This window comes from uncultured Psychrosphaera sp. (assembly GCF_947500655.1).
In the GTDB taxonomy this organism is placed as follows: Bacteria; Pseudomonadota; Gammaproteobacteria; order Enterobacterales; family Alteromonadaceae; genus Psychrosphaera.
In genome coordinates this window covers 187,577-213,558 of sequence record NZ_CANMSK010000004.1, presented here as the reverse complement: position 1 = coordinate 213,558, position 25,982 = coordinate 187,577, and the positions used below count along the sequence as shown (strand labels likewise).

Genomic DNA, 25,982 nt, shown 5'->3' with positions numbered 1-25,982 from the left:
GGCTCAACAGTGTAATCCGAATACTCCTAATTAACAGTTTGTTAGTAATGACAGTTGGCTTTTCGACGCCTGCTATTGCTGCTAAAACGGTTAAAAATGTGCGTGTTTGGCCTTCACCAGATTCAACTCGTGTGGTATTGGATTTAACCCAATCAATTGAATATTCTTATTTTACGTTATCGAACCCTGAACGCTTAGTTTTGGATTTAAAGGGCACACGTATCGATGCTAATTTATCCTATTTAGCTCAATCTAGTGATATTTTGAAAAATATCCGCAGCGCAACCAAACACAAAACAGACAGTCGTTTGGTGTTTGATCTTAATAAAAAAATAGAACCTATCATTTTTGCTTTAAAACCAACGGCACCATACGGTAATCGACTGGTTATAGATTTAATGGATACCAAAGCGAAAGTTGCACAAACAAAAAAGAAAATAAAATCAGATAGAAACATTATCATAGCGATAGACGCAGGCCATGGTGGAGAAGATCCAGGTTCAATTGGTAGTCATGGTAATTATGAAAAACGTATTACTTTAGCAATTGCGAAAAAGGTAAAAAAATTAATAGATAAGCAAAAAGGATTAACCGCAGTAATGACCAGAACAGGTGATTATTACGTTAGTCTCCATGGTCGTACAGAAAAAGCCAGAAAAGCCAATGCAGACTTACTTATCTCTATTCATGCCGATGCATACACATCACCAAAACCTGCTGGTGCAGCCGTTTGGACTTTAAGTCCAAGAAGAGCAAACTCTGAAATTGGTAAATGGTTAGAGAAAAAAGAAAAACATTCCGAGTTACTCGGTGGTGCTGGGGAAGTAATTAAAAGTACCACGACAGAAAAGTACTTAGCACGAACCTTATTAGATATGTCTATGGATCACTCAATGGACCAAGGTTATTTAATTGCTAAAGAAATATTAGGTGAGTTAAAAGGCATAACTCAGTTACATAAAAGAACACCACAATCTGCCAGTTTTGGCGTATTGAAATCACCGGATATTCCATCTATCTTAGTTGAAACTGGTTTTATCTCGAATCCCAAAGAAGAGAAATTACTTACCAATAACTGGTTTCAGAATAAAATGGCTCACTCCATTTTTAATGCAGTCGATTCTTATTATAGAAAAAATCCGCCTGATGGCTCGTATTTCGCAAAATACAAAGATTTAAAACACAGAGTAAAAAGTGGTGAGTCGTTATCTTTAGTAGCTCAAAATTATAAAGTTACGGTTTCTACGATTAAAAAAGCCAATAACCTAAATACAAATAGTATTAAAGTTGGGCAAGTATTGTCCATTCCTCAGTCTTAGAAATTGTTATGACAATTAAAAAATTGCCTCCGCAATTGGCAAATCAAATTGCCGCGGGTGAAGTTGTTGAACGCCCAGCCTCAGTTGTAAAAGAATTAGTAGAAAATGCGTTGGACGCTGGTGCGAGCAAAGTTGAAATAGACATTGAACGCGGTGGCCATAAACGTATTTTGATCCGCGATAACGGTAAGGGAATTGATAAAGAACAACTAACCTTAGCTTTGTCCCGCCACGCTACCAGTAAAATTGCCAATATAGATGACTTAGAAGCCATTGTGAGTCTAGGATTTCGTGGTGAAGCTTTAGCAAGTATTAGTTCAGTTTCCCGCTTAACCATGACATCTAAACCCGCTGACCAAAATGAAGCTTGGAGTGCAATCGCAGAAGGGCTGTCGATGGATGTCGACATTAAACCTGCGGCTCATCCTGATGGTACAAGTGTCGATGTTGTAGATCTGTTTTTTAATACTCCCGCTAGAAGAAAATTTTTACGTGCAGAGAAAACAGAATTTAATCATATTGAAACGCTGATCAAACGTATTGCACTTAGTCGCCCTGATGTTAATTTTATTTTGAAGCATAATCAAAAAGTAGTGCGGAAATATCGAGCGCATCCAGCAGAATTAGGCTTAGTTGAACAAAAAAGTAAACGTATAGCTGAAGTAATCAACAGTAATTTTATCGACTCAGCGAGTGTCTTTACTAGCCAATACGATCAGGTAAATATTGCAGTTTGGATTAAAGCTCCAGAGTTATGTGGATCGGTTAACCCAGCACAGTATTCTTTTGTTAATGGCCGAATGATGCGAGATAAGTTGATTCAGCATGCGATTAGGCAATCATACGGTCAGCTATTACATCCTGAACAATTACCAGAATACGTTATCTTTATTGAGCTTCCGGCTAATGAAGTGGACGTTAATGTGCATCCTGCTAAGCACGAAGTACGGTTTCATCATGCACGTTTATTACATGATCTTATTGTTAAAACCATTAAAGATGCGTTAGCCAGCTTTGAAACGAGCAGCCAGACTAGCCTTGAAGAGCTAAAGCAAGAACAGCCTTTAACCGATGATGTAACTAATGGCGACTCGGCTTTACCAACTTTTACACAAGAAAAAAAGACAGCTAAGCCAACCTGGTTAGCTGAACCAAACCAAGATTATCAAGACGCCGTTGCTAAAACTGAAATTCAAAAAACTGAACTAGTCACTAAACATGACCCTAGAGGCTTTGGACAATCAAGACCAAATGTTAATTCGTTCTCAGGTTTGCATAGTAACGTAAAGACAACACGCTCTTCCGGAATAGATGCGGTTGCCAAAAGTAACTTTGCTGCTAATCAAATGCATCAAGCATTGGAGCATGCTGGAAAAAATATAGCACCTCAGTCAGCGGAAGCGGTAAGATCAACAGACAACAATAATAATTTAGCTGAAAAATTCTCTATATTATTTGTAGAAAAGCTCAGGTACGCTTATTGCCAAGTTGAACAAGAAATATGGCTTGTTGATGTTAAGCAATATTATAAACCATCAATGGGCGCTTCAGAGTTAACTTGTGAGCAGCGTTTAACACAAACACCTCTACTAGTACCTATCAGATTAAAGCTCACAGAAGATGAAACCCTGTGGTGCAAACAGCATCTAGATATATTGTTGGCTAATGGTTTTGATTTGTTATTACATCAACAATTTTTAATTGTAAAACAAGTTCCGGCGGTACTACGTAGTAATGAAAACAGCCAAACGCTACCTATGTTTTTCAATCGAATTATGGCACAAGCGTTAACGACTGAGTCATTAGTTGCAAATATTTTAGAACAAAAATCACAGCTGGCATCAGTGCAACAAGTTATCAACTTTTTGCTGAAACAGGCTCAAAAAACTGATTTTATAACTGAATTAAAAGACACCGCATTAAAATTAGATGCTGAATACTTACTAAGTCGGTAACGCGATTAATATGTGCATTAGGAAATAACGAATAAATTATGCAAGCTCAACAAGCTAACAATCCAGTGATCACTATCATGGGGCCAACGGCATCAGGAAAAACTGATCTGGCTATGAAATTATCTGATCAAATTAATGGCGAGATCATAAGTGTTGATTCTGCATTAATTTATAAAGGTATGGATATCGGCACCGCTAAACCAACATCGCAAGAGTTGGAGCGTTATCCTCATAAATTAATTAACTTTTTAGATCCTGCTCAAACGTATTCAGCTGCTGATTTTAGACGTGATGCTCTAGCGGAAATAGACAACGCTTATAAAAAGGGGAAAACCCCTATTTTAGTTGGCGGCACTATGATGTACTTTAAATCCTTGATTGAAGGTATTTCTGAATTACCAGAAGCTCAAGAACAAGTTAGAGCTGAAATTCAACAACTAGCAGAACAACATGGCTGGAATTATATTCATGATGAGTTGGCAAAAGTTGATCCGGAGTCGGCGCAACGTATACACCCGAATGACCCACAACGGATCAATCGGGCTTACGAAATCTTTTTAATTAGCGGTCAATCAATGTCCGACTTAATGAAAAAAGAAAAGCGGCCGATACCCTATCCAGTCAAACAATTTGCTTTCCAGTGTGAAGATAAAACTAAATTACATCAGCGTATAGAACAACGATTTCATTTAATGCTCAAAGCAGGGTTTGAAAATGAAGTTAAGGCCTTATATAAAAGAGGTGATTTACATTTAGATCTTCCGTCAATGCGTTCTGTTGGTTATCGACAAATGTGGGAATATCTGGACGGCAAATTAGATTATGAAGAAATGATATTCAGAGGTGTAGTTGCCACACGCCAATTGGCGAAAAGGCAATTGACTTGGTTGCGAAATTGGCCAGACATGACTCAATTAGTCATTGGTAATGAAAAAGAAAACTTGCAACGAATATTAAACTCGCTAAGCTATTAACTTGTTAGACATTTAATTTATCAGTTTCTAACAAAAAAATAACAATAAATAATAAAAAGAGGGAAGAAACATGGCCAAGGGGCAGTCCTTACAGGACCCATTTTTGAATGCGTTACGTCGTGAACGTATTCCAGTTTCCATCTATTTAGTAAACGGTATTAAGCTGCAAGGACAAGTTGAGTCATTTGATCAATTTGTGATCTTGTTAAAAAATACTTTGAGCCAAATGGTATATAAACACGCCATTTCAACGATAGTTCCAGCTAGACCATTTCAAACAAATCCGCATTATCAAGCTGGTGCAGACGAAACTGAATAATCGATATTTGTTATAAATATTACGATTAATATAAAAAGGGAATACGCAATGTGTATTTCCTTTTTTGCGTTGTTATAAATAACTAGGACACGGTATTGTTTGATAGACATGAAGGCGGTGAACGAGCGATATTAGTTCACGTCAATTTCTCTGACGAAAATGACAGAGAAGACTTAGAAGAGTTAGGTTTGTTGGTTTCCTCTGCCGGTGTTACAGCTTTGTCTGTGATCACCACAACCAGAAAAAATCCCGATGCAAAGTATTATGTTGGTACAGGTAAAGCCCAAGAAATTGCAGACGCTGTGAAACTTGAAAATGCTGATATTGTGATTTTTAATCATTCGTTATCTCCTTCCCAAGAAAGAAATTTAGAAGCCTTATTGCAATGTCGAGTACTAAACCGAACGGGTTTAATACTGGATATCTTTGCACAAAGAGCTAGAACCCATGAAGGTAAGCTACAGGTAGAGCTTGCCCAGTTGAAACATATTTCCACTCGCCTTATTCGAGGATGGACTCACTTAGAACGTCAAAAAGGCGGAATAGGTTTACGTGGTCCGGGTGAAACTCAATTAGAAACCGACCGCCGATTATTACGCGCCAGAATTAGCCACATTTTAGGACGTTTAGAAAAAGTGTCTAAACAACGTGAGCAAGGCCGTCGTTCTCGCAAAAAAGCAGAGGTTCCAACGGTTTCTTTGGTTGGTTACACCAATGCGGGGAAATCCACGTTATTTAATGCAATAACCGATGCTGATGTTTATGCGGCGGATCAGTTATTTGCGACTCTTGATCCCACATTAAGAAAAATCGATATTGTCGATGTTGGCGAAACCATTTTAGCCGATACGGTTGGTTTTATTCGTCATTTACCACATGATCTTGTGGCGGCTTTTAAAGCAACACTTATTGAAACCCGGGAAGCTGATTTACAATTACATGTTGTGGATGCTGCTGATGTTCGTCGCGCTGACAACATGGAACAAGTGCATGAAGTATTAAAAGAAATCGAAGCTGACGATGTAACCCAGTTATTAATATTTAATAAAATCGATTTATTAGATGGAATTAAGCCGCATATTGAACGCAATGATGAAGGTTTACCTATTGCTGTTTGGTGCTCAGCGCAAGATAAACAAGGTATGGAGTTAGTTAAACAAGCTATTTCTGAAATACTTGGTTTAGCTATGGTTGAAATGAATTTAATGTTACCTGCAACAGAAGGCAAATTACGTGCTAGTTTGTATCAGTTAAATGCAGTGCTAGATGAAAAGATTAATGATGAGGGGAATTGGCTAACACATGTCCGAATTTCCTTGGTCGATGAGCAGAAAATTAAAAAACAACTGGGGTACGGCATTGAAAAATGGCGTGTTCAGCACTAGATACAGTAAAGTTATTAATTTTTCATAGATTACATAGCGTTATTTTGGCACTTTTGTTAAATTAACGAACAGAAACTTTAGATATAGATTGGAGCAATTTATGGCCTGGAACGAACCGGGAAATAACAACGACAACGACCCGTGGAAGAATCGCGGTAAAGATCAGGGACCACCTGATTTGGATGAGTTGTTTAAAGATTTAGGTAAACGTTTTAATGGCATGTTTGGTGGTGGTAAACCATCAGGGTCAGGTAAGAAATCGTCGGGTTCAATTGGTATTATATTAGTATTAGTTGCTGCTTTTTTAATATGGGTTATCTCAGGTATTTATACATTAAAAGAAGCCGAGCGCGGTGTGGTTTTGACTTTTGGTGAGTATTCTTCGTTAGAAGAACCTGGTATCCAATTTAAATGGACATTTATCCAAGAAGTTTATCCAGTAAATATTCAAACTGTTAGAACTCTACCATCGTCAGGCTTTATGCTGACTAAAGATGAAAATGTAGTACGTGTTGAAATGGAAGTGCAGTATAAAGTTGTCAATCCACGTAATTACTTGTTCTCTACGCCAAATCCAGAAAACAGCTTACGTCAAGCAACTGATAGTGCTTTGCGTATGGTTGTTGGTCATTCAAAAATGGATGATATCTTAACCTCTGGTCGTGAAGTTGTTCGTCAAGATACATGGCGTGAACTAGACGGGATCATCAAGTCTTATAACCTTGGCTTAATCATAGTCGACGTTAACTTTAAAGACGCTCGTCCTCCTGAAGAAGTAAAAGATGCATTTGATGACGCGATTGCGGCACAGGAAGATGAAGTTCGTTTTGTTAATGAAGCAAAAGCTTACGAAAGTGAAGTTGAACCTGCAGCTCGTGGCCAAGTGAATCGTATGGTTCAGGAAGCGACAGCTTATAAACAAGGTAAAATTTTGGCTGCACAAGGTCAAGTTTCTAAGTTTGAACAATTATTACCTGAATATAAACTGGCGCCTAAAGTAACGAAAGACCGTTTATATTTAGAAACAATGGAACAAGTTTATTCTAATACAACAAAAATCATTGTTAACACTACCGGTAGTGGCAACATGATGTATCTTCCGTTGGATAAAATAATGCAGCAGCAGAAGCAGCAAACTAATACAAACGCGAGTGGTACAAGAGAAAATGTTAATTACAACACAGGTTCAGGTAATACAACTCAACCTACTCAAAGCACAACAAACTCAAGTTCGCGTTCTGACCGATTCAACGACGGGAGAAACTAAGCATGAAAAATTTTAGTATTATTACCTTAGTTTTACTTGGCTTATTATCATTTTCTTCATTATTTGTAGTGAAGGAAGGTGAGCGTGGGATCGTTATTCAATTTGGTAAAGTAAAGCGTGACAGTGCAGAACAAGCTGTTGTTTATAAGCCAGGTTTACATTTTAAATTACCTTTTGTTGAAAAAGTAAGAGTGTTGGATGCTCGTCTACAAACGTTAGATGATTCAGCTGACCGTTTTGTTACTGCAGAGAAAAAAGACTTAATTGTTGATTCGTTTATTAAATGGCGTATATCAGATTTCGCTACTTACTACCTATCAACAGGTAACTTAAAATCACAAGCTGAACAATTATTAAAGCAGAAAGTAAACAATGCTTTAAGAACTGAGTTTGGTACTCGTACTATCAAAGAGATCGTCTCTGGTGAACGTGAAGAGCTAATGCAACAAGCAATTGAAGCTGCAAAAAGCACAAGTGACTTAGGTATTGAAGTATTAGACGTACGTGTTAAACAAATTAATTTACCACTAGAGGTGAGTAAGTTTATATTTGAACGTATGCGTACAGAACGCTTAAAAGTAGCTAAGAAACATCGTTCAGAAGGTAAAGAGCGAGCTGAAATTTTACGTGCAGACATAGACGCTAAAATTACAGTTATGCTAGCTGAAGCTGAACGTGAAGCTCAAATATTACGTGGTGGTGGTGAAGCAACTGCTGCTCAGTTATATGCAAAAGCATTTAATAAAAACCCAGAGTTTTTTGCTTTTGTACGTAGTTTAGAAGCGTATAAAAACAGCTTTAACAGCAAAAACGATATTATGATTGTTGAACCAGATAATGACTTCTTTAAATACATGAAGTCGACATCAGGTAAGTAATCGTTACAAAGATGTAATTTAATAAGGCCCTGTTATAAAATAACAGGGCCTTTTTTATTGCCTGAATGTTAATAACTGGGTAGTTTAATAGCATGAGTTATACCAATTCATTAATACAATTGGTATTAATCCCTTCATATCAATGGTTCTGTCATGGCTACTTATCAACATTTATACAAACAGTTTCTAGCGGCTCGCCCTAATGTTCAACACTTTGCGTGTCATAGTCATCACTATTGGCCAGATGTGACTCGCCAAGCCATGTTGGACTATTGGGATGACACGGCTAATATGGTTGATGAAAAGTGGGAATATATTTTTGCTAATAAATTACCCGCAACACAAAAGTTAATTGCCAAGGCATTAAACTTAACTTCATCAGAACGTATTGTTTTCGCACCCAATACACATGAATTGTTGTACAGAATATATTCTAGTTTTGACCCAAATAAAAAAATTAAAATACTCACAACCGATAGTGAGTTTTATTCGTTCCAAAGACAATCTGAGCGCTTAGATCAAGCTGGTTTAGTTGAAATTACACGGATTGCGACTGAGCCATTTGCTACTTTTGAACAAAGGTTCACCGCTGCGGCGAATGAAGGGGGCTATGATTGGATATTTGTAAGTCAGGTATTTTTTAACTCAGGCTACGCCATTAACAATTTAACGGATTTTGTAAAAAAACTACCGACCAAACCTTTGATCACCATTGACGGTTACCATGGATTTTTTGCTATACCAACGGACTTGTCTGAACTTGAACAACAAGTGTTTTATTTAGCCGGAAGTTACAAATATGCCCAAGGTGGTGAAGGTGCATGCTTTGCTGTTGTGCCAGACGGTGACTATCAACCAATATATACTGGCTGGTTTGCTGAATTTGGTGATTTACATCAAAGACAAGAAGGCCATGTCGGCTATGCAAAAAATGGACAGCAGTTTGCTGGGGCAACCATAGATTACACTGCTATGTACCGCCTGCACGCTAGTTTAACCTTGTTTGAACAAGAAGGATTAAGTGTTGAGGTTATTCATCAGTACGTAGAGAATTGTCAGCAAGTATTTTTACAGCACATTGATAAACTAAATCATCCGTTACTCAACAGGTCTAATTTATTAACCCCAAACAGCGCTCACGGTCATTTTTTGACATTTAAATTAGCGGAGGACGATGTGGTTGAATTAGCAAAAAAATTAGATACTCATGGTATCAAAACCGATTTTAGAGGTGACAGATTGCGTTTTGGTTTTGCGATTTATCACAATCCGCAACAATACGATCTCAACTGCTTGGCACAGGGGTAATTATGGACTGGCTTACGATTATTGGATTTGTACTTATTGTTGAGGGAATGATGCCTTTATTATTTCCAAAGCAATGGCACAACTATGTGCAGAAATTGGCATTAGAACCTATTTCTACCATTCGCATAGTCGGTGGTGTGTTATTTACTTTGGGTGCTTTATTGTTATTTTTCAGATAAAAGTTTAATCAAAGTGATGGTTATAACATCACTTTGTAAAGTAAAACCTAGCTCGTACGGGTAAATAACTACCTTGTTATATTTTATTTTAAAATAAATTATCCTTATATATCATAGTGATACTTACTTCTCGCAGTGAATTAAAAAAAATCGTGTGATCTTCTTCTGATATTTTTGGTAGAATCCCCGCCTAATTTTTTCTGAGTGGAAATGTAATGGGCAAGAACGTAGTTGTTTTAGGAACCCAATGGGGTGACGAAGGTAAAGGTAAAATTGTAGATCTATTAACTGATAAAGCATCATATGTTGTGCGTTATCAAGGTGGTCACAATGCTGGCCATACTTTAGTTATCGACGGTGAAAAAACAGTATTACACCTAATCCCATCAGGTATTTTACGCGAAGGTGTTAAATGCATTATCGGTAATGGTGTTGTTTTATCACCAGAGGCGTTAATGACAGAAATCGGCATGTTAGAAAAAAGAGGCGTTCCTGCTAAAGAACGTTTGTTGATCTCAGAAGCTTGTCCATTAATACTTCCTTACCATATTGCACTAGACCAAGCTCGTGAGCTTGCTCGCGGTTCAAAAGCAATCGGCACAACTGGTCGCGGTATCGGTCCTGCGTACGAAGACAAGGTTGCTCGTCGTGGTTTACGTGTTGGTGATTTATTCAACCCAGAATTATTTAAAGAAAAATTGAAAGAAGTATTGGAATACCATAACTTCACTTTAGTGAATTATTACAAAGTTGACGCTGTTGATTTTGATAAAACGCTTGAAGAAGCAATGGCGGTTGCTGACATATTAAAAGCAATGGTTGTAGATGTTACTGACATGTTAGATAAAGCACGTATTGCTGGTGAGTCTATCTTGTTTGAAGGTGCTCAAGGTACATTACTTGATATCGACCACGGTACATACCCTTATGTAACTTCTTCAAATACAACAGCCGGTGGCGTTGCTACTGGTGCTGGTTTTGGTCCATGTCATTTAGATTATGTACTAGGTATTGTAAAAGCTTACACAACTCGTGTTGGTTCTGGTCCTTTCCCAACTGAGCTTTCTTGTGAAGTTGGTAACCACCTAGGTACTAAAGGTCATGAGTTTGGCGCAACAACTGGACGTGAACGTCGTTGTGGTTGGTTTGATGCTGTTGCAATGAAACGTGCTGTACAACTTAATTCAATTACAGGTTTCTGCTTAACTAAACTAGACGTATTAGATGGGCTAGAAGAAATTAAAATCTGTACTGGCTACAAGTTGGTAGATGGAACTATTGTTGATGTTCCTCCAATGGCTGCGGAAGGGTACGAAACTGCTATTCCTTTATACGAAAGCATGCCTGGTTGGTCAGAGAACTCATATGGTGTAACGTCATTTGATGCGTTACCTCAAGCTGCTCAAAACTATATTAAACGTTTAGAAGAGATAACAGGCCTTCCAATGGATCTTATCTCAACAGGTCCTGACAGAAACGAAACTATGATTGTTCGCAATCCATTTGATGCTAAATAAAAAATTAAGCTCAATTGTTTACAGCTATTTGATAGTCTCAACTCAATAAATTAAAAAACCGTCCTAGGACGGTTTTTTTGTGCCTAAAATAACTATATCAACTCTGGAAAGTCTAAAAGTTTTAGATTATGGTATTGAAATGAATTTTTACTATTTATACCAATTGAATTAATGAATAACTAATTCATTGATTCAATTGGTATTAGACATATATCTAAAGGGATTTACTTTGAATACCTCAAAACGTTTTTTACTAGCCATTACAGCCCTCTCTTCAATTTCATGCTCTGGACCAAGCTTGGATGTTGGGTCTGCAGTCAACGATAGTCTTAATGGGTCTTGCAGTGTTTCTGATGCGAATAATCAATTATTTGAACTGATGCAAGAGAAATACTTATGGAATGAAGAGCTACCAGAGAGTTTTAACCCTGATGCTTATGATTCTTTAAGTGAGGCTCTATATGGTTTACGTAATGAAAAAGACCATTTTAGCTTTGTATTAACCTATAAAGAATATGAAGACTATGCAAATTCAGTATTTTTTGGTTATGGTTTTGGCCATCAAGTGACGGAAGATGAGACTGGGTTAAGAATTTTATATGTATTTGATGAAGGCTCTGCGGCACAAAATGGTTTAAGACGGGGCGATATTATTACAAAGGTTGGTGATGCTTTAGTTTCTGATTTAATTGCTCAAATAAATGCAGGGACAACAACCTGGACAGAGCAGTTTGGGCCAAATGAAGATGGCTATACAGTTACCGTTACATTTGAAAAGCCAAGCGGTACTGAAGTGGTTGCCGATTTTTCCAAAGGATCTATTGCTGCCAATACTGTTATGGCGACAGAAACAAAAGAGCTAACCATTGGTGGAGAAGATAAAAAAGTTGCCTATATGGTTTTTGACTCTTTTAAAGAAAGTTCTCAAGATGAATTTAATACCGCGTTTGATAAATTTAAAACCGACGGTGTTGATGAGATGATCTTAGATTTACGTTATAACGGCGGTGGAGTTATAACAACGGCCAATCAATTAAGCACTCAAATTGCCGGTGATAATGTTGAAGATGAATTATTTGTTACCTTTAACTACAATGAAAATCAAAGTAATCAAAACTCAGATGTTTATTTTTCATTAGGTGAGGGGATTGAACAACTTAATTTAGACCGCCTAGTGGTATTAACAACGGAAGGAACTTGCTCTTCCAGTGAATTGGTTATTAACTCACTGTCACCATTTATTGATGTTACTGTTATTGGTGATACTACCTGTGGTAAGCCTATTGGTATGAGCCCTGAGCTACTTTGTGATCATGTTATCTTCGCTATTAATTTTCAAACAGAAAATGCTGTAGGCTTTGGTGATTATTTTGACGGATTACCAGCCGATTGCTCTGTGGATGATGTGGTCACTGGAGATTGGGGCGATGATAGCGACTCTATGTTAAATGAAGGGTTAAGCTATTTAGCAAATGATCAATGTAGCGTTGCAGCTACATCGTCTAAGTTATCAAGTCAAAAACAAGTACGTAAAAGTATTTCGATAAAAGATTCAATGCTAAGAAAAAATGCCTTGTAGGTCTTATGGCGTAGTACTTGCTTGTTAATTATCAATAGTTACAAACTGTAGTAAACAAGCAAGTATATAAATTCTAGGATATTGAATGAAAGCCTTTTTAATCATGTTACTCGTTTTACCTTTCGTTAGCTTTGCTAGTGAAGCGCTTTCTAATGAACGCTCAGTTACTGAGAGCTTCTTCAATGATGAGCCCGTTGTCGATAAAAAGGTGACAGATAAATCAGCTAAAGATCCAGTTGTCGAAGGGCAAGTGGCAAAAGACTCAGCAGCTAAAGATAAAGCCACTGATGAAATGGTAAAAAGTGAAACCGCTAGCAATGAAATACTACAAGCTGTACAAATTTACTCACAAGATGAACTACTCGACCTGATCAAAAACAATAAACATTTAGAACGAGTAAAAGACGATCGTTGCCAACTAAATCGCGATATTGTTGACAGAGCGGTAAAATTAAAAATTCCTGCATATCAGTTTCTATATGGTGACATGCTAGCGTGGGGCGTGTGTTTTGAACGAAACGCAGAGCTTGGTATTTTTTATATTAGAAAATCTTCTGAGCAAGGATTAATCCCAGCTATTGAACAACTTGGTCGTTATTACCAAGTTGGGCGCTTTGTACAAAAAGACCAAGAAAAAGCATATCTTTTGATTTACCGAGCTGCATCTTTGGGGAACTTAAGCGCACAGCTTAATTTAGTACAAATGAATTTAGACGATATTGGCAGTCCGTATGATTTTGAAAATTCATATCGTTGGTTACATCACGCCATTATTGCCGATCAAAAACAACATGCAGAAGCAGCAGACTTACTAGCTAAACTAGCGCAACGTATGAGTCCAAAGTTGGTTAAAAAAGCAAAGCGCAAAGCGTATTAACTTTACTTTGCAGTAAAAGCCAATGCTACTTTGCAATTTCTAGTCAATATTAAAATTCTTTTAAGCCGGTTTTTGAACCAGCTAACTTACAACTTGTTACTTCAACGCAGTTTTTAGCTCAGCTAATGTTTTGTGTAATAAATGTAATTTTTTCACTATGCTTTCAATTTCATTTTTTGAGCTAGCTGCATCTTTCTCTGAATTTTTAAGGTTTAATATCTGTTCTGCGGTTTCTTCCAAATATGGCATAAATTTGTCGGACTGGGCATCAAATAACTCAGTGTCTTTGAATATTGCACCAAACTTACCTTGGCCATTTTTTTTCAAGTCGTTTAATCGTTTGTCTGCATCGATTGCTTTACGATATAGCTCTTTTAGATTTTCTTCTAAACTGTTTAATATATTTTCCACTTAAGATCTCTGAATTTTGTCCGATAAACTGATGGGGTATTTTACCTTAACTTTACCGAATTAACCTATTCATTGTTTGAATCGGTTTGATTCTGTATTACTTTAGATAAATACAAAGTCCAATTTTTAAATATAGGAGGCGTGTTATGCAAATATCACCTTCAAGTACAGGACAAGTTACCTCAAGCGCAATGCAAGGCGGGGAAGCACTAGCGGCCAACCTATCAAAAGGCGCACAAGAGATGGAAGGACAAGCTGCATTGGCGCTATTATCGTCAACAGCACAAGTTTCAAGCTCTAGCCCTGTTGGAAGTACTGGTGGCGTTATAGGTCAAAACATTAATATTAGTGTTTAATTAATATTAATTTGACCTTGAGTTTAGGGGAGGATTGGAGTTTTACTCCGCTCTCCCCCTATTTCTCGCACCAATTTAGGCATTAAAAATCCCGGCAGCTCTGCCAACATTTCGCTGTATAATTGTTTTGCTTGAATTTCTGCAATATCAAAATGCATGGCTCCACTTACTTTATCCAACAAATGTAAATAATAAGGCAGTATGTCAGCTGCAAATAACGACTCACTTAAATTTACTTGCGCCGTTAAGGTGTCATTCACCTCTTTTAATAAAACAGCCTGATTAAGCAAAGTCACATTAGCCTGCTTTAATTTTTTACAAACAGCTTTTAACTCGTCGCTGATCTCATTCTCATGGTTAATATGCATCACCATAAGCACTTTGAAACTCGCTGTATTAAATATGGCTAACAAGTCATCAGTAATACGGCTTGGAATAACAACAGGAAGGCGTGTATGAATGCGTACGCGTGTAACATGTTTTATATCACCCACATGTGTTAAAAACCATTCTATCGCCTTGTCGTCTGCCATAAGCGGATCGCCACCACTTAAAATGACTTCATTTATTTCAGGATGTTGTTTTATATATTCTAAATGCGTTAACAGTTGTTTTTTATTAACAGAATTGTCCGCATACGGAAAATGACGGCGGAAGCAATAACGACAATTCACCGCACAACCTCCTTTAAATATGATCAACACCCGGCTTTTGTATTTATGCAATAACCCAGGCGTTGTATTATTTTGTTCCAACAAAGGGTCAGTAACGTACTCGGGGGAGGATTCAAACTCAGCTTGGCTTGGAAATATCTGTTTGAATAACGGATCGTTAATGTTTTTTTTCTGGATTAAATTGGCAAAATGCACAGGCACACGCATGTTGAATAACGAGCGCGCCTCAATGTCTTGGCTAAAATCAGCAGGATTAAACCCAAGATGATCGAGCAAAAGTTCAGGCTTAGTGAAACTTTGTTTTAATTCTTTTTGCCATTGGGACTCAACACGGACGTTAGCTTGATGTATCATTCGGGTCACTTACATAATATTAATTATTTTTAGAGGGCGAAATGGCAACATTTAGCACCAACCAATTTAAAGCCGGTCTTAAGTTAATGATAGACGGCGAGCCTTGTAACATTCTTGAGAATGAAAATGTAAAACCGGGAAAAGGCCAAGCCTTTAACCGTGTAAAAATTCGTAAACTTGTTAGTGGTAAAGTAATCGAGAAAACGTTTAAGTCTGGCGAATCTGTTGAAGGCGCTGACGTTATGGATATCGAACTAGCTTATTTATATAACGATGGCGAATTCTGGCATTTCATGAACAACGAAACATTTGAACAAGTAGCTGCCGACGAAAAAGCAGTTGTAGATTCTATCAAATGGTTAGTTGAAAACGACGTTTGTACTCTAACACTATGGAATAATAACCCAATAGCGGTTACGCCTCCAAACTTTGTAGAGTTAGAAATTACAGAAACAGATCCTGGCTTGAAAGGCGATACTGCTGGAACGGGTGGTAAACCTGCTACATTATCAACTGGCGCAGTTGTTCGTGTTCCTTTGTTTGTGCAAACAGGTGAAGTAATACGCGTTGATACTCGTACTGGTGATTATGTTGGTCGTGTACAAAAATAATTGTTAACGACAATCACTGTTTTATGGTGACTAGAGTGATAAAAAAGCCTGACGATGTCGGGCTTTTTAGTAAATACTCTCCCTGTTTTTTTCAAGCGTTTTTAATGCTTAATTTGGAATAGAATGACATGTGGCAACCTTCAGCATCAATTTCAACGTTAAAAGCTCGTTCTCATTTTCTTGCGGCCATTAGGCAATTTTTTGCGAGTAAAGATGTGTGGGAAGTAGAAACACCGCTGCTGAGTAACAACACAGTGACTGACTTGCACTTAGATGCGTTTGATACCCAATTTAACTTTGACGTAACAGGCAAGCAAAAATCTCTTTTTTTACAAACCTCGCCAGAGTTTGCCATGAAACGTTTATTAGCTGCAGACAGTGGTGCTATTTTCCAAATCACTAAAGCGTTCCGCCATGAAAGCGCAGGACGTTTTCATAACCCAGAATTCACCATGCTTGAATGGTATCGGCCTAACTTTGATGACAAAAAGCTAATGGCAGAATTAGATGAGTTACTGCAATTTACTATAAACGCAAAGCCTGCAGCGTATTTGAGTTACCAACAAGCATTTATCGACTACTTAGACTTTGATCCTTTAACTACCGAGTTGACTGAATTAAAAGCCATTGTGAGCCAACACTCAGACGATGAGTGGCTACAACAAGAGACAAACCCTGATACTTTATTGCAATGGTTGTTTAGCATGAAGATAGAGCCTTGCTTAGGATCTGGTACAGGAGAAAACTCAAGCGACGATTGGACTCCATGTTTTGTGTATGACTTTCCTGCGTCTCAAGCTTCTTTAGCAAAAGTATGCCAAAGTGACTCACGTGTAGCACATAGATTCGAGCTGTATTATCAAGGTGTTGAGCTGGCAAATGGTTTTTATGAACTACAAGATCATCAAGAGCAGTTACGCAGATTTAACGCCGACAACGAGTTAAGAGTACAAGCTGGATTAACCAAAAAGCCAATAGACAGTAATTTGCTAGCGGCGCTTGAAAATGGTTTACCTGATTGTGCAGGTGTTGCTGTGGGAATTGATCGCTTGTTTATGCTCAAACAGAATTTAACGCATATTAACCAAGCCATCGCATTTGATGTGAGCAGGGCGTAAACGTTGGCAAATATGTGTCAGCTAGAACTTTAACTAAGATAAATCATTAATCACATTAAACGCATGCAAGGGATCGTTAGCAAATATGCCATCTACTTTATTCTGATAACACCATTTTATCTCTTTTGTGTGATCAATGGTGAAAATATAAACTTCAGTACCAAGTGTCTTTACTTCGTTCAAAAATGACTTGCTTACGCAGTCCATATCTAAATGTATGCTGAATACAGAAAAGTGAGTTAGGTATTTTTTTATGTCGACAGGGCGGTTGGTTAGCAATAATCCCAGTTTTAAACTTGGATCTAACGTGTGTAATTTTTTTAAATACACATGGTTAAAAGACGAAACAAGCATGTTTTCCATTGGAAAGTTTACTCTGTTACAAGCCTGTTTTAATTTTTTGTAAAATAAGTCAACGTTTTGGATCTTCTTTAATTCAATATTTAATATTAATGACTTATCTGCCAACTCTTCAATTAGCCATTCCAATGTTGGGATTGGTTTGCCATCTTTACCCATAATATTGGTAATATCATCGTTGGTTAAATCTATGGTTTTTTTATCAATATCAAATAAACGCGTTAGCCACCTGTCGTGGATAACAATAAATTGATTGCCAGATTGAAACAGATCTATTTCCACTCCAGCCATAAAGCTAGGATCGCATTGACTAATAGCGGTTTGGCTATTTTCAGGAAAGTGAGCTGAAATGCCTCGGTGAGCAAATATTTTCATTTAATATTATACCTTTATCATCTCAGGTTGAATTATAGTTTCTTGGCTTGCTTATTAGATAAATAAGTTTCATATATCGCTGCCGACAATATGATCACGCCGCCTAATAATGTCATTAGCTTTGGCACTTCTGCAAGGATAATAAAACCTAAGGCAATGCCATATAAAGGCTGCAAATAAGCAATTAACCCTGCCGTTCTAGCCGAGAGCTTATTAATAGCAGAGGCAAATAAAACATGAGGCGCCGCTGAGAAAAATGCAGTTAATAAAAGAAGTAGCTGCCAATTTTCCATCGATACATCCATTGGCGTATTGCCAACAAAAGGTAGTAATACAACGGCGGTGACTAAAAACTGATAAAACATGCTTTGAGTACCAGAATAGCCAGTAAAATAGTGCTGGATACCGATATTTCTTAATGCCATCGCAAGTGCTGAAACAACACCTAAAATGATCCCAAGTAAGTAGTCGTCAGTTAATGCAACATCTGAACTCCACAACGATGGGAACAGCATGCTTATGCCAAAAGTAACAATGACACTAATTAAAATATCACGAACTGAGGGGAGCTTTTTGCGAACAAGGGGTTCTAATAAAACGGTTAAAACAGGGTAAGTAAATAACGTGATCATACCAACAGCCACTGAGGACATTTGTATACTGGCAAAATAAGTAACCCAATGCAGAGCTGCTAACAAGCCTAATGCCAGAGCAATTTTATAATCTTTAAATGAGTTTAAGCGGATTTTACTTTTACTTAACAGTAATATTACCAGCAACAGAGCTACGGTTAATAAACTACGGTAAGCAATAATATCTAATGCGGGAAGTTGGATAAGTTTAGCGAATAATCCAGAGACACCTAGAAGCATAACTCCTAAGTGTAATTTGACCATTGGATGCGGGTCAGTAAATAGCTGTTTTAAGCTCAATGAATTAATTCGCTCATATTTGTACTAACTAATGTTATACCACGTCAGCAAAATGTTCGCCTAAACGGGTAACTGAACCAGCTGTTAACTCTTCAACAAATTTAATTTTGTCTTTACCAAATAAGCAAACAACAGTTGAACCTAGTTTAAAGCGACCCATTTCTTCGCCCTTGTCTAATACTATCGCGTCGTCACCGTCGCTTGGGTATGTCCATTGCTTTAATGTACCGCGTGGAGGCGTAATATTTCCTTCCCATACAGTTTCAATACTACGAACAATAGTTGCACCAACCAGTACCATTGCCATTGGACCAATTTCTGTATCAAATATACAAACAACACGTTCATTACGAGCAAATAAGTTTGGTACATTTGCTGCTGTTAGCGGATTTACTGAGAACGCATCACCAGGAACATAAATCATGTCTGTTAATGTACCTTTAACTGGCATATGTAATCTGTGGTAATCACTTGGCGCTAGGTAGATAGTGGCAAAGTCACCATCTTCAAACTTGTCTGCAATCGCTTGATCGCCACCAACTAATTCTAAAGTTGAATAATAATGATTTTTAGCTTGTACCAAAGTACCGTCTTTAATTGGACCTAATTGGCTAACAGCGCCATCAACTGGGTGGGCCAGTTTGTTTTCATCTTTAATTATTGGGCGAACACCTTCAGCTAATTCACGGGTGAAAAAGTCATTAAAGGTTTTGAAATATGCAGGGTCTGAGTGTTTAGCTTCATCCATATTAATGTCATAAGCTTTAACAAAGCTTTTAATTAATCCAGTTGTAACAAAGCCAAGTTTAGCTCTTGCTAAAAAGCCAACCAATTTAGACACACCGTGTTTTGGTAGCGCGTATTGGAACGCGATTTTTAAGTTATCAAAATTCACTTATTTACCCTTAAGAATATAATTTATTCTTGTCGTTATATTTATTCTGTTGCCATTGTACCTGAGCAATTAAGTTCAATGAACAATTGTTTGTAACAGTCAGTGTCAGCGACTCTAACTTGGTTCTTTTGATTGATGACGTAAGGTAATTTCATCAATGGTTTGTAATATGCGTTTATAGCTGCTGTATCTTTCCTGCGAAACTTCACCGTCGGCAATCGCTTTTTGTAATGCACAGCCGGGATCTTTTTGATGTTTACAGTCCCTAAACTTACACAAAGTTAAATAAGGTCTAAATTCTATAAAACCATATAAAATTTGTTCTGTTTCCAAATGCCACATGGCAAATTCACGCACTCCAGGAGAGTCGATAATAGAGCCGCCATTATCAAGTCTATATAATCTTGATGCCGTGGTTGTGTGTACACCAAGTCGACTATTGTCAGACACTTGTTTGGTTAAGATATTTACCTCTGGCAAAATTGAATTAACCAAAGATGATTTACCCACACCAGATTGACCAACAAACACACTGGTTTTGCCAACTAATAAATCTCTGACTGACGCGATACCTTGTTCTTCAATGGCAGACATAGTTAGAACTTGGTAGCCAATGCTTCTATATAGCTCGACCGTTTTATCAACCGCTTCCTTATTGGCATCATCTAATAAATCAATTTTATTGATAAGAATGATAGGCGTGATATCAAGTTGTTCTACCGCAACTAAATAGCGGTCAATAATACTTGGTGCTAAATCTGGTAATAAGGCTGAAACAATAAAGATTTGATCTATATTAGCGGCAACCGGTTTAAGACCGTCGTAAAAATCTGGGCGAACAAATACACTTTCTCTTGGTTCAACGGCTTCAATTACACCGCCAAAGTCCGAGTCTGAAACTTTGTAAGGACGCCAAATAACTTTGTCCCCACAAACTAATGAGCCAACAGCACGGCGCAGGTCACAACGGATAAGTTCACCTTCAGTATTTTCCACATCAGCATGTTGGCCGTAGCGAGTGATCACTTGACCAAAACGTTGCTCACCAAGCATAGAGTCGTCTACTTTATCAGTGGAAGAGCCTTTGTCTTTTGCCTTAGCAATACGCTTACTTTGGTTATCTTTAATTCGTCTTGATTGAGATTTGGTTAATTTCTTTTGTTTTGCCACTTTTGGCCTATGATTTAATTATAAAAACTTGTGAAAGTTAATAAAAAGAATAACAATGGTTTCATATTATACTTAACCATGCGCGATAAAAAGGATTCCGTAAGGCTTATATGTCATTTAGTGAAAATAATCTAATTTGGGTAGATCTGGAAATGACCGGATTGGAACCTCGTACCGATAAAGTACTCGAAATTGCGAGTATCGTAACCGACAGTGATCTTAATATTTTGGCTGAAGGTCCAGAGATCGCGATTTATCAATCAGATGATGTGTTAGATAATATGGATGAGTGGTGCGTGAATCAGCATGGCAAATCAGGGCTGACAAAGCGTTGTAAAGAAAGTAAGTTTTCTGAACAGGATGCTTGCGACATAACTATCGAGTTTTTAAAAGATTATGTGCCAGCCAGTACTTCACCTATGTGTGGTAACAGTATCTGCCAAGACCGTCGTTTTATGCATATACACATGCTGACACTGGAAGACTTTTTCCATTATCGTAATTTAGATGTAAGCACAGTAAAAGAATTAGCCAAACGCTGGAAGCCGGAGCTGGTTTCCAACTTCAAGAAAAAAGGCGCACATTTAGCGTTAGACGATATAAGAGAAAGTATTGAAGAGCTAAAGCGTTACCGTGAACTGTTCTTTAAATTTTAACGGTAAGTCTTAGCCTTAAACGCTAATTAATACAATTGGTATAAACACTGCTTAAATACTGCAAAAGAAAACAACAAACCGCTTACTGAGCGGTTTTTTTGTGTCTGTTTTACCTTCTTCGCTGTTGCTTTTTGTTGTAACACAGGTGAGCAAGGTAACACTCAACCTCAGAGTCACCCATTGAAGCGGGATGACGCTTATTATGAAAGTGAATAAATGACGCAATCTATTTTAAATATGTGTCTATCGTACGTTTTAAATACAACCTTAAGCACATATAATCAGAAATACGACTTAAGAAAGGGGAACGAGTTTTCATAATATAATGCCCTCAGTTGAGTGTAATCACATACAGTTAATTTGGAGTTTCCTTACTAGTTAAGAAAAAGAGGAGAGCTTCCTTTTTTTCTGCCTGAGCAGTTTGTGTATAACTGAAAAAATAAAAGCACTGGCAAAGAGTTACAGGTTTTGTTATTAATATAGTAAGAACAAAAAGGGGAAAGTGGTTTGGCAGAAAAACGAGAAACTTCCCCCCTAATAAATTGTTAGGCATTTAGGAGAGTTTCGTGAAACGGATAGCACTTGGAGTTTTTTTGTCTCCTTTGATTATCGCTTTAATTTGGACAATTCCATATTGGGGGCATAGTTCTTTAAGTTTTTGGGCGCTATTCAATTTAGTTTTTGCTTACGTTTTTTTCTTATTTTTCGCCGGTATTTGTCATCTAATACTTCGAGTTTATGGTTGGCAAAAGTGTTGGCAATATACATCTGTAATGTTTGTTGTCAGTTTTGTTTTGAATATTATGTGGTCTCTTTATAGCATCGCAGGGTACGATAATTTATTTTACTCACAAACATTAGTGGTTGAGTTTGGTCAAATTACCAATGCTGGTTATTTGCTAAAAATAGAAGAATCATTCATTAGTAGTGTAATAATTTCATTAGCCATGGCATTGTTTTGGTATATAGCTGTCCATAAAACCATTGACGGTGTAAAAAATGCCTAACAAACTAATAAACAAGGACAAAAAACAGTTTGCTGTTTTCGTTCCTCAACATTTTAGCAAACAATTTTTTGCCTGTTATTAAGGCGCTATGCATATAAGGAAAATTATGTTTAGAAAGTATTTCATCGCTTTGCCATTAATGCTTTTAACAAGTTGCGCAATAATTCAAGATTACGTCCCCCCGACTAATGTCGATACTTCCAAGTTATTAATGACTAGAAATATAGATGGTCCTTTATTAGGAACGACCACTCATATTTATAAAGTGGCCAAATTTCGAGGGTGTCGTGCAGGATTAGAAGCTAAAGAGGATGTGAGATTAATAACTCAAACTGCCAGTAATCCACTAATTTCTGAATTTAACGAAGAAGGTGTACAGGTTAAATCAGGAGAAGAACTCTCTATAAAAATATTCACAATTGCTGGACAATATAGTAACTGTCCTATGTTTGCTAAATTCACACCGGAAGTCGGAAAAGATTATGAATTAAGACTTCTTGGTCGTGTGAATATTAACCCTCATCAATGTAAAGCCGAATTGTGGAGTACGAAAGTAGGCACAAATATTATAAAACAAGAAAGTTTTAAAGATTTTGACAGTTGCTTACCGAAATAATATTCCATATAAACGCCTAAACTCCAACAACGTAATGTTGTTATGGTTTTAGCAAACAACGCAAAAAGCCGCGCCAACACATAGCGTGTTAGGCAGGCGCTTTATGAGATCTAATATAAGCAGATTATCTAGCAATATATGACTCCAAGGTTAATTAAATACAGGTCAATATAAAATGGTACACGGTAAAGAGAAATCAAAAAATACTAAATCTAGGTTAATTGGCGGATTGTTCCTGCTCGCTTTTATTTTGTATGGAGGAGGCACGGCTCTTGCGCTAAATGGGCAGATGATTTTTGGAATGTCTTTAATACTTACAAACTCAGTTGTCGTTATTGTTATTGGGTTGCTCGTTAAATCTATTCTTGAAAAAGATTCTCCACTCTCTGCTAACATATACTTTTTTACTCGACTGTCCGAGGCTTTGCTTCTTGGTATCGGTGCAATTGCATTGACTTTCGTTTCTGATGGTGGAGAGTTAAATACTACACTTTACAGACTTGCCATGATTATCTTAGGTTTAGGTAGTATTGTTTTTTGTCGTTGGCTAATTGCAACAAGAGTGATTTATGTTCCGTTGGCATGGCTAGGTTATATTGGATATCCCCTTATGACTCTATCAATGGTCGCTGAATTTTTAGGTTATGGAAACTTTGCAATAATACTATTAATACCAGGTGCAGTATTTGAACTAACCTTTGGTATATTATTACTTCTTGTGGGGTTACGTAGCCCAATAAATGCTAGCCAAAAGGTGGATCCTTGATTCACCGCATATCAAGTCCATTTAAACGGCACTAAAACAGTAGGCTCAGTTTCGCTACGCTACACATTTTAGTCCGCTTAATATGAGTGTTAGGCTACTTTCATAAACAGAGTTCAAATGTCAGAGTATTTTGCCAAAATCAATTGGGTTAGAGATAGTAATGAAAGTTATATTGATAACAAATATAGCCGAGGGCATGAATGGATTTTTGATGGTGGTGTAATCGTTCAAGCCTCTTCTTCACCTCACGTCGTTCCTTTACCTTATTCCGTTGAAGCAAATGTAGACCCAGAAGAAGCATTTGTTGCGTCTCTTTCTAGTTGTCACATGTTGTTCTTCTTATCAATTGCAGCAAAAAGAAGATATGTTGTAGATTCATATGTAGACGATGCTGTTGGTATTATGGAAAAAGATAGCGATGGCAAAATTTCAATGACTAAAGTTACACTTAGACCACATGTTCAGTTTTCGGATGATAAAAAACCAACGATGGAGCAACTTGAAAAAATGCATCATCAATCACATGAGCAATGTTTCATTGCTAACTCAGTGAAAACTGAAATTGTTACCGAAATCGTAGCCTAACCAAGCGCTCTGAGGTGGACAGCAAGCCCTAGGACTTACTTTTTACTGCATATTTTAATAGCGTTGAACCCTTTGCTTTTAATGCTTCTAAGTGCTTCAATTCATTATATGCTGTACTTGTTTTCCAACACTGAAACAATATTCTTATCCACTTAAAAGCTAAAGTTAGAATGCTCAGATAATAGATTGAAAAAGCAGAGCCGTTAATCTGATTTAAGTATATTTCGTATCTTTGATCTTTTCGTTTCTTTTACGCCTTTTAACGACTCCATCGACTCTAGTTCTATTTCAATTGCTCTGGTACTGATATGTACTTCAAATAATGACAGAACCAAAGATGCGGTTAGTGACGTTAAACTTAAGCCAAAGAGTATGGAGCCAGAAAATGGCATATCAACAAATATAAGAAACATAGCGATAGTGCATAATAAAAAGCTTAATACTCCAGCGCTTTGCATCGCTCTAATGAGAAATAATCTAGTGCGTAAATTGGATATTTGACGTTTTACAACCAATTCTAATCCTTCATTATCACGTTTATTCAATCCCCTGATCAGCTGGGCTAATACTAAAAAACGATTGGTGTAAGCAAGTAACAATAAAGAAATTGCAGGAAACAATAAAGCGGGTGTCGTTAAAGTCATATGATAATAAGCCGTAATCCGTTCGATTTTAAAATCATACAGCTATCGAATATCTAGGTCTATTGTTATAATGCAGATAATTTCAGCCTGATATAACAATTTATCAATAAAGTGAGAAGTCATTTGGCCAATTCATCTAATAAAGCGTCACCGAAGAAAAAGACATCTAACAAAAGCTCAGCTCACGAAAAAACCAATAACTTTCAACGTATTCGTGAATTATCAAGAAAGCAGCAAAGCGTTTTATCTTTAGCCTTGTTAGAAAGAATGAAACCAAATTATCAATTATTTGCTCATGTGACAGAATTTCCACAGCCATATACCTTGGATAATATAGCTAATAGCTTGTGGGAAAAATTGTTAGTTAAAAATGCCAAAGTTAACTTTGCCGTAATGGAAGAAAAAATAGAAGCGTTAACGCCAGACGAGTTAGACTTTGATGTATACGGCGTTTACCCAGCAATTTATTATTGCACAGGATTGTTAACTTACATTAATGGCGAGCAAAGCGAAGAAGAGTATGACTCAGTGGCTATTGCTAAAATATCGCAAGGTTGCATTGTGCACCTTATTGAATATCAAGCAGGTGATATTGAGTTAGAAAATGATGTTATCCGTGAACACGAATTGATGACGGCAGAAATGTCAGTATTGACCGACTTAATTGATTGGTTATCAACCACCAGATTGAAAGATTTAGACTTAAAATCAATTCGCAATAAAGCATTAGAAATTGTATTTGCCGACGGCGTAACCAATATTGGTATAGAGCTAGAAAGCGAGTAAAGAGTAAAGCGAATAAAGAGTAAAGCGAATAAATCGTAAGCTTATAAAAGCTTGGCCAATAAAAAATTATAAACACAAATAAAAAAAGAGGTGAAAGTTCACCTCTTTT

29 protein-coding genes and 1 pseudogene are annotated in these 25,982 nt (G+C 37.2%); 21 read left to right on the top strand and 9 right to left on the bottom strand.

Translation table 11 applies throughout. The features are described 5' to 3' along the window. Positions 1 to 47 precede the first annotated feature (47 nt). The 12 genes from Q0940_RS05750 (at position 48) to Q0940_RS05695 (ending at position 13,557) form a co-directional block, all read left to right on the top strand. Positions 48 to 1,319: an N-acetylmuramoyl-L-alanine amidase gene (locus Q0940_RS05750; protein WP_299265347.1), complete on the top strand. Its 1,272-nt coding sequence runs from the start codon at positions 48 to 50 to the stop codon at positions 1,317 to 1,319. 8 nt (positions 1,320 to 1,327) lie between these two features. Continuing rightward, the gene (gene mutL, locus Q0940_RS05745; protein ID WP_299265344.1) at positions 1,328 to 3,274 is read left to right on the top strand and encodes a DNA mismatch repair endonuclease MutL; all 1,947 of its coding nucleotides are present in this window, start codon (positions 1,328 to 1,330) and stop codon (positions 3,272 to 3,274) included. 38 nt (positions 3,275 to 3,312) lie between these two features. After that, positions 3,313 to 4,248, top strand: coding sequence for a tRNA (adenosine(37)-N6)-dimethylallyltransferase MiaA (miaA, locus tag Q0940_RS05740; protein ID WP_299265340.1), 936 nt, complete (start codon positions 3,313 to 3,315; stop codon positions 4,246 to 4,248). A gap of 70 nt (positions 4,249 to 4,318) precedes the next feature. Beyond that, positions 4,319 to 4,567, top strand: a complete 249-nt coding sequence (hfq, locus tag Q0940_RS05735) for an RNA chaperone Hfq (RefSeq protein WP_105051560.1) — start codon at positions 4,319 to 4,321, stop codon at positions 4,565 to 4,567. Positions 4,568 to 4,662: 95 nt separating this feature from the next. Continuing rightward, entirely contained in the window at positions 4,663 to 5,952 is a 1,290-nt protein-coding gene (hflX, locus tag Q0940_RS05730) for a ribosome rescue GTPase HflX (RefSeq protein ID WP_299265335.1), read from the top strand. 100 nt (positions 5,953 to 6,052) lie between these two features. Next, the gene (hflK, locus tag Q0940_RS05725) at positions 6,053 to 7,219 is read left to right on the top strand and encodes an FtsH protease activity modulator HflK (RefSeq protein WP_299265332.1); all 1,167 of its coding nucleotides are present in this window, start codon (positions 6,053 to 6,055) and stop codon (positions 7,217 to 7,219) included. A gap of 2 nt (positions 7,220 to 7,221) precedes the next feature. Next, the gene (gene hflC, locus Q0940_RS05720) at positions 7,222 to 8,097 is read left to right on the top strand and encodes a protease modulator HflC (protein WP_299265328.1); all 876 of its coding nucleotides are present in this window, start codon (positions 7,222 to 7,224) and stop codon (positions 8,095 to 8,097) included. 153 nt (positions 8,098 to 8,250) lie between these two features. Next, the gene (locus tag Q0940_RS05715) at positions 8,251 to 9,405 is read left to right on the top strand and encodes an aminotransferase class V-fold PLP-dependent enzyme (RefSeq protein ID WP_299265326.1); all 1,155 of its coding nucleotides are present in this window, start codon (positions 8,251 to 8,253) and stop codon (positions 9,403 to 9,405) included. 2 nt (positions 9,406 to 9,407) lie between these two features. Beyond that, positions 9,408 to 9,584 carry a DUF2065 domain-containing protein gene (locus tag Q0940_RS05710; RefSeq protein WP_299265325.1) on the top strand — a complete coding sequence of 59 codons (177 nt, stop codon included), beginning with the start codon at positions 9,408 to 9,410 and terminating at the stop codon, positions 9,582 to 9,584. Between the two features lie 215 nt (positions 9,585 to 9,799). Continuing rightward, the gene (locus Q0940_RS05705; RefSeq protein WP_299265322.1) at positions 9,800 to 11,101 is read left to right on the top strand and encodes an adenylosuccinate synthase; all 1,302 of its coding nucleotides are present in this window, start codon (positions 9,800 to 9,802) and stop codon (positions 11,099 to 11,101) included. 229 nt (positions 11,102 to 11,330) lie between these two features. Then, complete coding sequence (locus Q0940_RS05700) at positions 11,331 to 12,680, top strand: S41 family peptidase (RefSeq protein ID WP_299265320.1); 1,350 nt, start codon at positions 11,331 to 11,333, stop codon at positions 12,678 to 12,680. Between the two features lie 85 nt (positions 12,681 to 12,765). Further along, positions 12,766 to 13,557, top strand: coding sequence for a tetratricopeptide repeat protein (locus Q0940_RS05695; RefSeq protein ID WP_299265318.1), 792 nt, complete (start codon positions 12,766 to 12,768; stop codon positions 13,555 to 13,557). Between the two features lie 96 nt (positions 13,558 to 13,653). On the opposite strand, the gene priC is transcribed toward Q0940_RS05695, so the two are convergent. Continuing rightward, complete coding sequence (gene priC, locus Q0940_RS05690) at positions 13,654 to 13,968, bottom strand: primosomal replication protein PriC (protein ID WP_299265316.1); 315 nt, start codon at positions 13,966 to 13,968, stop codon at positions 13,654 to 13,656. A gap of 146 nt (positions 13,969 to 14,114) precedes the next feature. On the opposite strand from priC, the gene Q0940_RS05685 reads away from it, so the two are divergent. After that, entirely contained in the window at positions 14,115 to 14,324 is a 210-nt protein-coding gene (locus tag Q0940_RS05685; protein WP_299265314.1) for a hypothetical protein, read from the top strand. Positions 14,325 to 14,347: 23 nt separating this feature from the next. On the opposite strand, the gene epmB is transcribed toward Q0940_RS05685, so the two are convergent. Next, positions 14,348 to 15,352: an EF-P beta-lysylation protein EpmB gene (gene epmB / locus Q0940_RS05680; RefSeq protein ID WP_299265312.1), complete on the bottom strand. Its 1,005-nt coding sequence runs from the start codon at positions 15,350 to 15,352 to the stop codon at positions 14,348 to 14,350. Between the two features lie 41 nt (positions 15,353 to 15,393). On the opposite strand from epmB, the gene efp reads away from it, so the two are divergent. Both efp and epmA read left to right on the top strand, forming a co-directional pair. Further along, complete coding sequence (gene efp, locus Q0940_RS05675) at positions 15,394 to 15,963, top strand: elongation factor P (protein WP_299265310.1); 570 nt, start codon at positions 15,394 to 15,396, stop codon at positions 15,961 to 15,963. Positions 15,964 to 16,091: 128 nt separating this feature from the next. Beyond that, a complete protein-coding gene (gene epmA / locus Q0940_RS05670) occupies positions 16,092 to 17,081 on the top strand; it encodes an elongation factor P--(R)-beta-lysine ligase (protein WP_299265308.1) in 990 nt (329 codons plus the stop codon). Between the two features lie 33 nt (positions 17,082 to 17,114). On the opposite strand, the gene Q0940_RS05665 is transcribed toward epmA, so the two are convergent. The 4 genes from Q0940_RS05665 to rsgA form a co-directional block, all read right to left on the bottom strand. After that, a complete protein-coding gene (locus Q0940_RS05665) occupies positions 17,115 to 17,816 on the bottom strand; it encodes a glycerophosphodiester phosphodiesterase family protein (protein WP_299265307.1) in 702 nt (233 codons plus the stop codon). 32 nt (positions 17,817 to 17,848) lie between these two features. Then, the gene (locus tag Q0940_RS05660) at positions 17,849 to 18,748 is read right to left on the bottom strand and encodes a DMT family transporter (protein ID WP_299265306.1); all 900 of its coding nucleotides are present in this window, start codon (positions 18,746 to 18,748) and stop codon (positions 17,849 to 17,851) included. Between the two features lie 34 nt (positions 18,749 to 18,782). Beyond that, positions 18,783 to 19,643, bottom strand: a complete 861-nt coding sequence (gene asd / locus Q0940_RS05655) for an archaetidylserine decarboxylase (protein ID WP_299265305.1) — start codon at positions 19,641 to 19,643, stop codon at positions 18,783 to 18,785. Positions 19,644 to 19,757: 114 nt separating this feature from the next. Then, complete coding sequence (gene rsgA / locus Q0940_RS05650; RefSeq protein ID WP_299265304.1) at positions 19,758 to 20,813, bottom strand: small ribosomal subunit biogenesis GTPase RsgA; 1,056 nt, start codon at positions 20,811 to 20,813, stop codon at positions 19,758 to 19,760. 110 nt (positions 20,814 to 20,923) lie between these two features. Between rsgA and orn the strand changes: the two genes are divergently transcribed. Then, positions 20,924 to 21,469: an oligoribonuclease gene (gene orn / locus Q0940_RS05645; RefSeq protein WP_299265303.1), complete on the top strand. Its 546-nt coding sequence runs from the start codon at positions 20,924 to 20,926 to the stop codon at positions 21,467 to 21,469. A 109-nt stretch (positions 21,470 to 21,578) separates the two neighbouring features. On the opposite strand, the gene Q0940_RS17095 is transcribed toward orn, so the two are convergent. Then, the gene (locus Q0940_RS17095) at positions 21,579 to 21,683 is read right to left on the bottom strand and encodes a hypothetical protein (protein WP_363323568.1); all 105 of its coding nucleotides are present in this window, start codon (positions 21,681 to 21,683) and stop codon (positions 21,579 to 21,581) included. Positions 21,684 to 22,035: 352 nt separating this feature from the next. Here Q0940_RS17095 and Q0940_RS05640 point away from each other — a divergent pair, with 352 nt between their 5' ends. From Q0940_RS05640 to Q0940_RS05625, 4 genes are all read left to right on the top strand, one after another. Then, complete coding sequence (locus Q0940_RS05640; protein ID WP_299265302.1) at positions 22,036 to 22,476, top strand: hypothetical protein; 441 nt, start codon at positions 22,036 to 22,038, stop codon at positions 22,474 to 22,476. A gap of 106 nt (positions 22,477 to 22,582) precedes the next feature. After that, the gene (locus Q0940_RS05635; RefSeq protein ID WP_299265301.1) at positions 22,583 to 23,092 is read left to right on the top strand and encodes a hypothetical protein; all 510 of its coding nucleotides are present in this window, start codon (positions 22,583 to 22,585) and stop codon (positions 23,090 to 23,092) included. Between the two features lie 175 nt (positions 23,093 to 23,267). Further along, positions 23,268 to 23,858 (top strand): DUF4386 family protein, encoded by a 591-nt coding sequence (locus Q0940_RS05630; protein WP_299265300.1) that lies wholly within the window; start codon positions 23,268 to 23,270, stop codon positions 23,856 to 23,858. 117 nt (positions 23,859 to 23,975) lie between these two features. Next, on the top strand, positions 23,976 to 24,443 hold the full coding sequence (locus Q0940_RS05625; RefSeq protein ID WP_299265299.1) for an OsmC family protein: 468 nt from the start codon (positions 23,976 to 23,978) through the stop codon (positions 24,441 to 24,443). Positions 24,444 to 24,471: 28 nt separating this feature from the next. Here the strand turns inward: Q0940_RS05625 and Q0940_RS05620 are convergent. Together Q0940_RS05620 and Q0940_RS05615 are read right to left on the bottom strand one after the other, a co-directional pair. Next, positions 24,472 to 24,618: pseudogene (locus tag Q0940_RS05620) on the bottom strand (IS110 family transposase); the annotation flags it as partial. A gap of 28 nt (positions 24,619 to 24,646) precedes the next feature. Next, a complete protein-coding gene (locus tag Q0940_RS05615; RefSeq protein ID WP_299265298.1) occupies positions 24,647 to 25,087 on the bottom strand; it encodes a DUF2721 domain-containing protein in 441 nt (146 codons plus the stop codon). A 123-nt stretch (positions 25,088 to 25,210) separates the two neighbouring features. On the opposite strand from Q0940_RS05615, the gene Q0940_RS05610 reads away from it, so the two are divergent. Then, entirely contained in the window at positions 25,211 to 25,873 is a 663-nt protein-coding gene (locus Q0940_RS05610) for a YjaG family protein (protein ID WP_299265296.1), read from the top strand. The last annotated feature ends 109 nt before the right edge of the window (positions 25,874 to 25,982 follow it).

What these genes read in the sequence shown, in the direction of transcription:
- Q0940_RS05750 (WP_299265347.1), top strand. Translation starts at nt 48, where the DNA reads ATGACAGTTGGCTTTTCGACGCCTGCTATTGCTGCTAAAACGGTTAAA.
- mutL (WP_299265344.1), top strand. Translation starts at nt 1,328, where the DNA reads ATGACAATTAAAAAATTGCCTCCGCAATTGGCAAATCAAATTGCCGCG.
- miaA (WP_299265340.1), top strand. Translation starts at nt 3,313, where the DNA reads ATGCAAGCTCAACAAGCTAACAATCCAGTGATCACTATCATGGGGCCA.
- hfq (WP_105051560.1), top strand. Translation starts at nt 4,319, where the DNA reads ATGGCCAAGGGGCAGTCCTTACAGGACCCATTTTTGAATGCGTTACGT.
- hflK (WP_299265332.1), top strand. Translation starts at nt 6,053, where the DNA reads ATGGCCTGGAACGAACCGGGAAATAACAACGACAACGACCCGTGGAAG.
- hflC (WP_299265328.1), top strand. Translation starts at nt 7,222, where the DNA reads ATGAAAAATTTTAGTATTATTACCTTAGTTTTACTTGGCTTATTATCA.
- Q0940_RS05715 (WP_299265326.1), top strand. Translation starts at nt 8,251, where the DNA reads ATGGCTACTTATCAACATTTATACAAACAGTTTCTAGCGGCTCGCCCT.
- Q0940_RS05710 (WP_299265325.1), top strand. Translation starts at nt 9,408, where the DNA reads ATGGACTGGCTTACGATTATTGGATTTGTACTTATTGTTGAGGGAATG.
- Q0940_RS05705 (WP_299265322.1), top strand. Translation starts at nt 9,800, where the DNA reads ATGGGCAAGAACGTAGTTGTTTTAGGAACCCAATGGGGTGACGAAGGT.
- Q0940_RS05695 (WP_299265318.1), top strand. Translation starts at nt 12,766, where the DNA reads ATGAAAGCCTTTTTAATCATGTTACTCGTTTTACCTTTCGTTAGCTTT.
- Q0940_RS05685 (WP_299265314.1), top strand. Translation starts at nt 14,115, where the DNA reads ATGCAAATATCACCTTCAAGTACAGGACAAGTTACCTCAAGCGCAATG.
- epmB (WP_299265312.1), bottom strand. Translation starts at nt 15,352, where the DNA reads ATGATACATCAAGCTAACGTCCGTGTTGAGTCCCAATGGCAAAAAGAA.
- efp (WP_299265310.1), top strand. Translation starts at nt 15,394, where the DNA reads ATGGCAACATTTAGCACCAACCAATTTAAAGCCGGTCTTAAGTTAATG.
- epmA (WP_299265308.1), top strand. Translation starts at nt 16,092, where the DNA reads ATGTGGCAACCTTCAGCATCAATTTCAACGTTAAAAGCTCGTTCTCAT.
- Q0940_RS05665 (WP_299265307.1), bottom strand. Translation starts at nt 17,816, where the DNA reads ATGAAAATATTTGCTCACCGAGGCATTTCAGCTCACTTTCCTGAAAAT.
- orn (WP_299265303.1), top strand. Translation starts at nt 20,924, where the DNA reads ATGTCATTTAGTGAAAATAATCTAATTTGGGTAGATCTGGAAATGACC.
- Q0940_RS05635 (WP_299265301.1), top strand. Translation starts at nt 22,583, where the DNA reads ATGTTTAGAAAGTATTTCATCGCTTTGCCATTAATGCTTTTAACAAGT.
- Q0940_RS05630 (WP_299265300.1), top strand. Translation starts at nt 23,268, where the DNA reads ATGGTACACGGTAAAGAGAAATCAAAAAATACTAAATCTAGGTTAATT.
- Q0940_RS05625 (WP_299265299.1), top strand. Translation starts at nt 23,976, where the DNA reads ATGTCAGAGTATTTTGCCAAAATCAATTGGGTTAGAGATAGTAATGAA.
- Q0940_RS05615 (WP_299265298.1), bottom strand. Translation starts at nt 25,087, where the DNA reads ATGACTTTAACGACACCCGCTTTATTGTTTCCTGCAATTTCTTTATTG.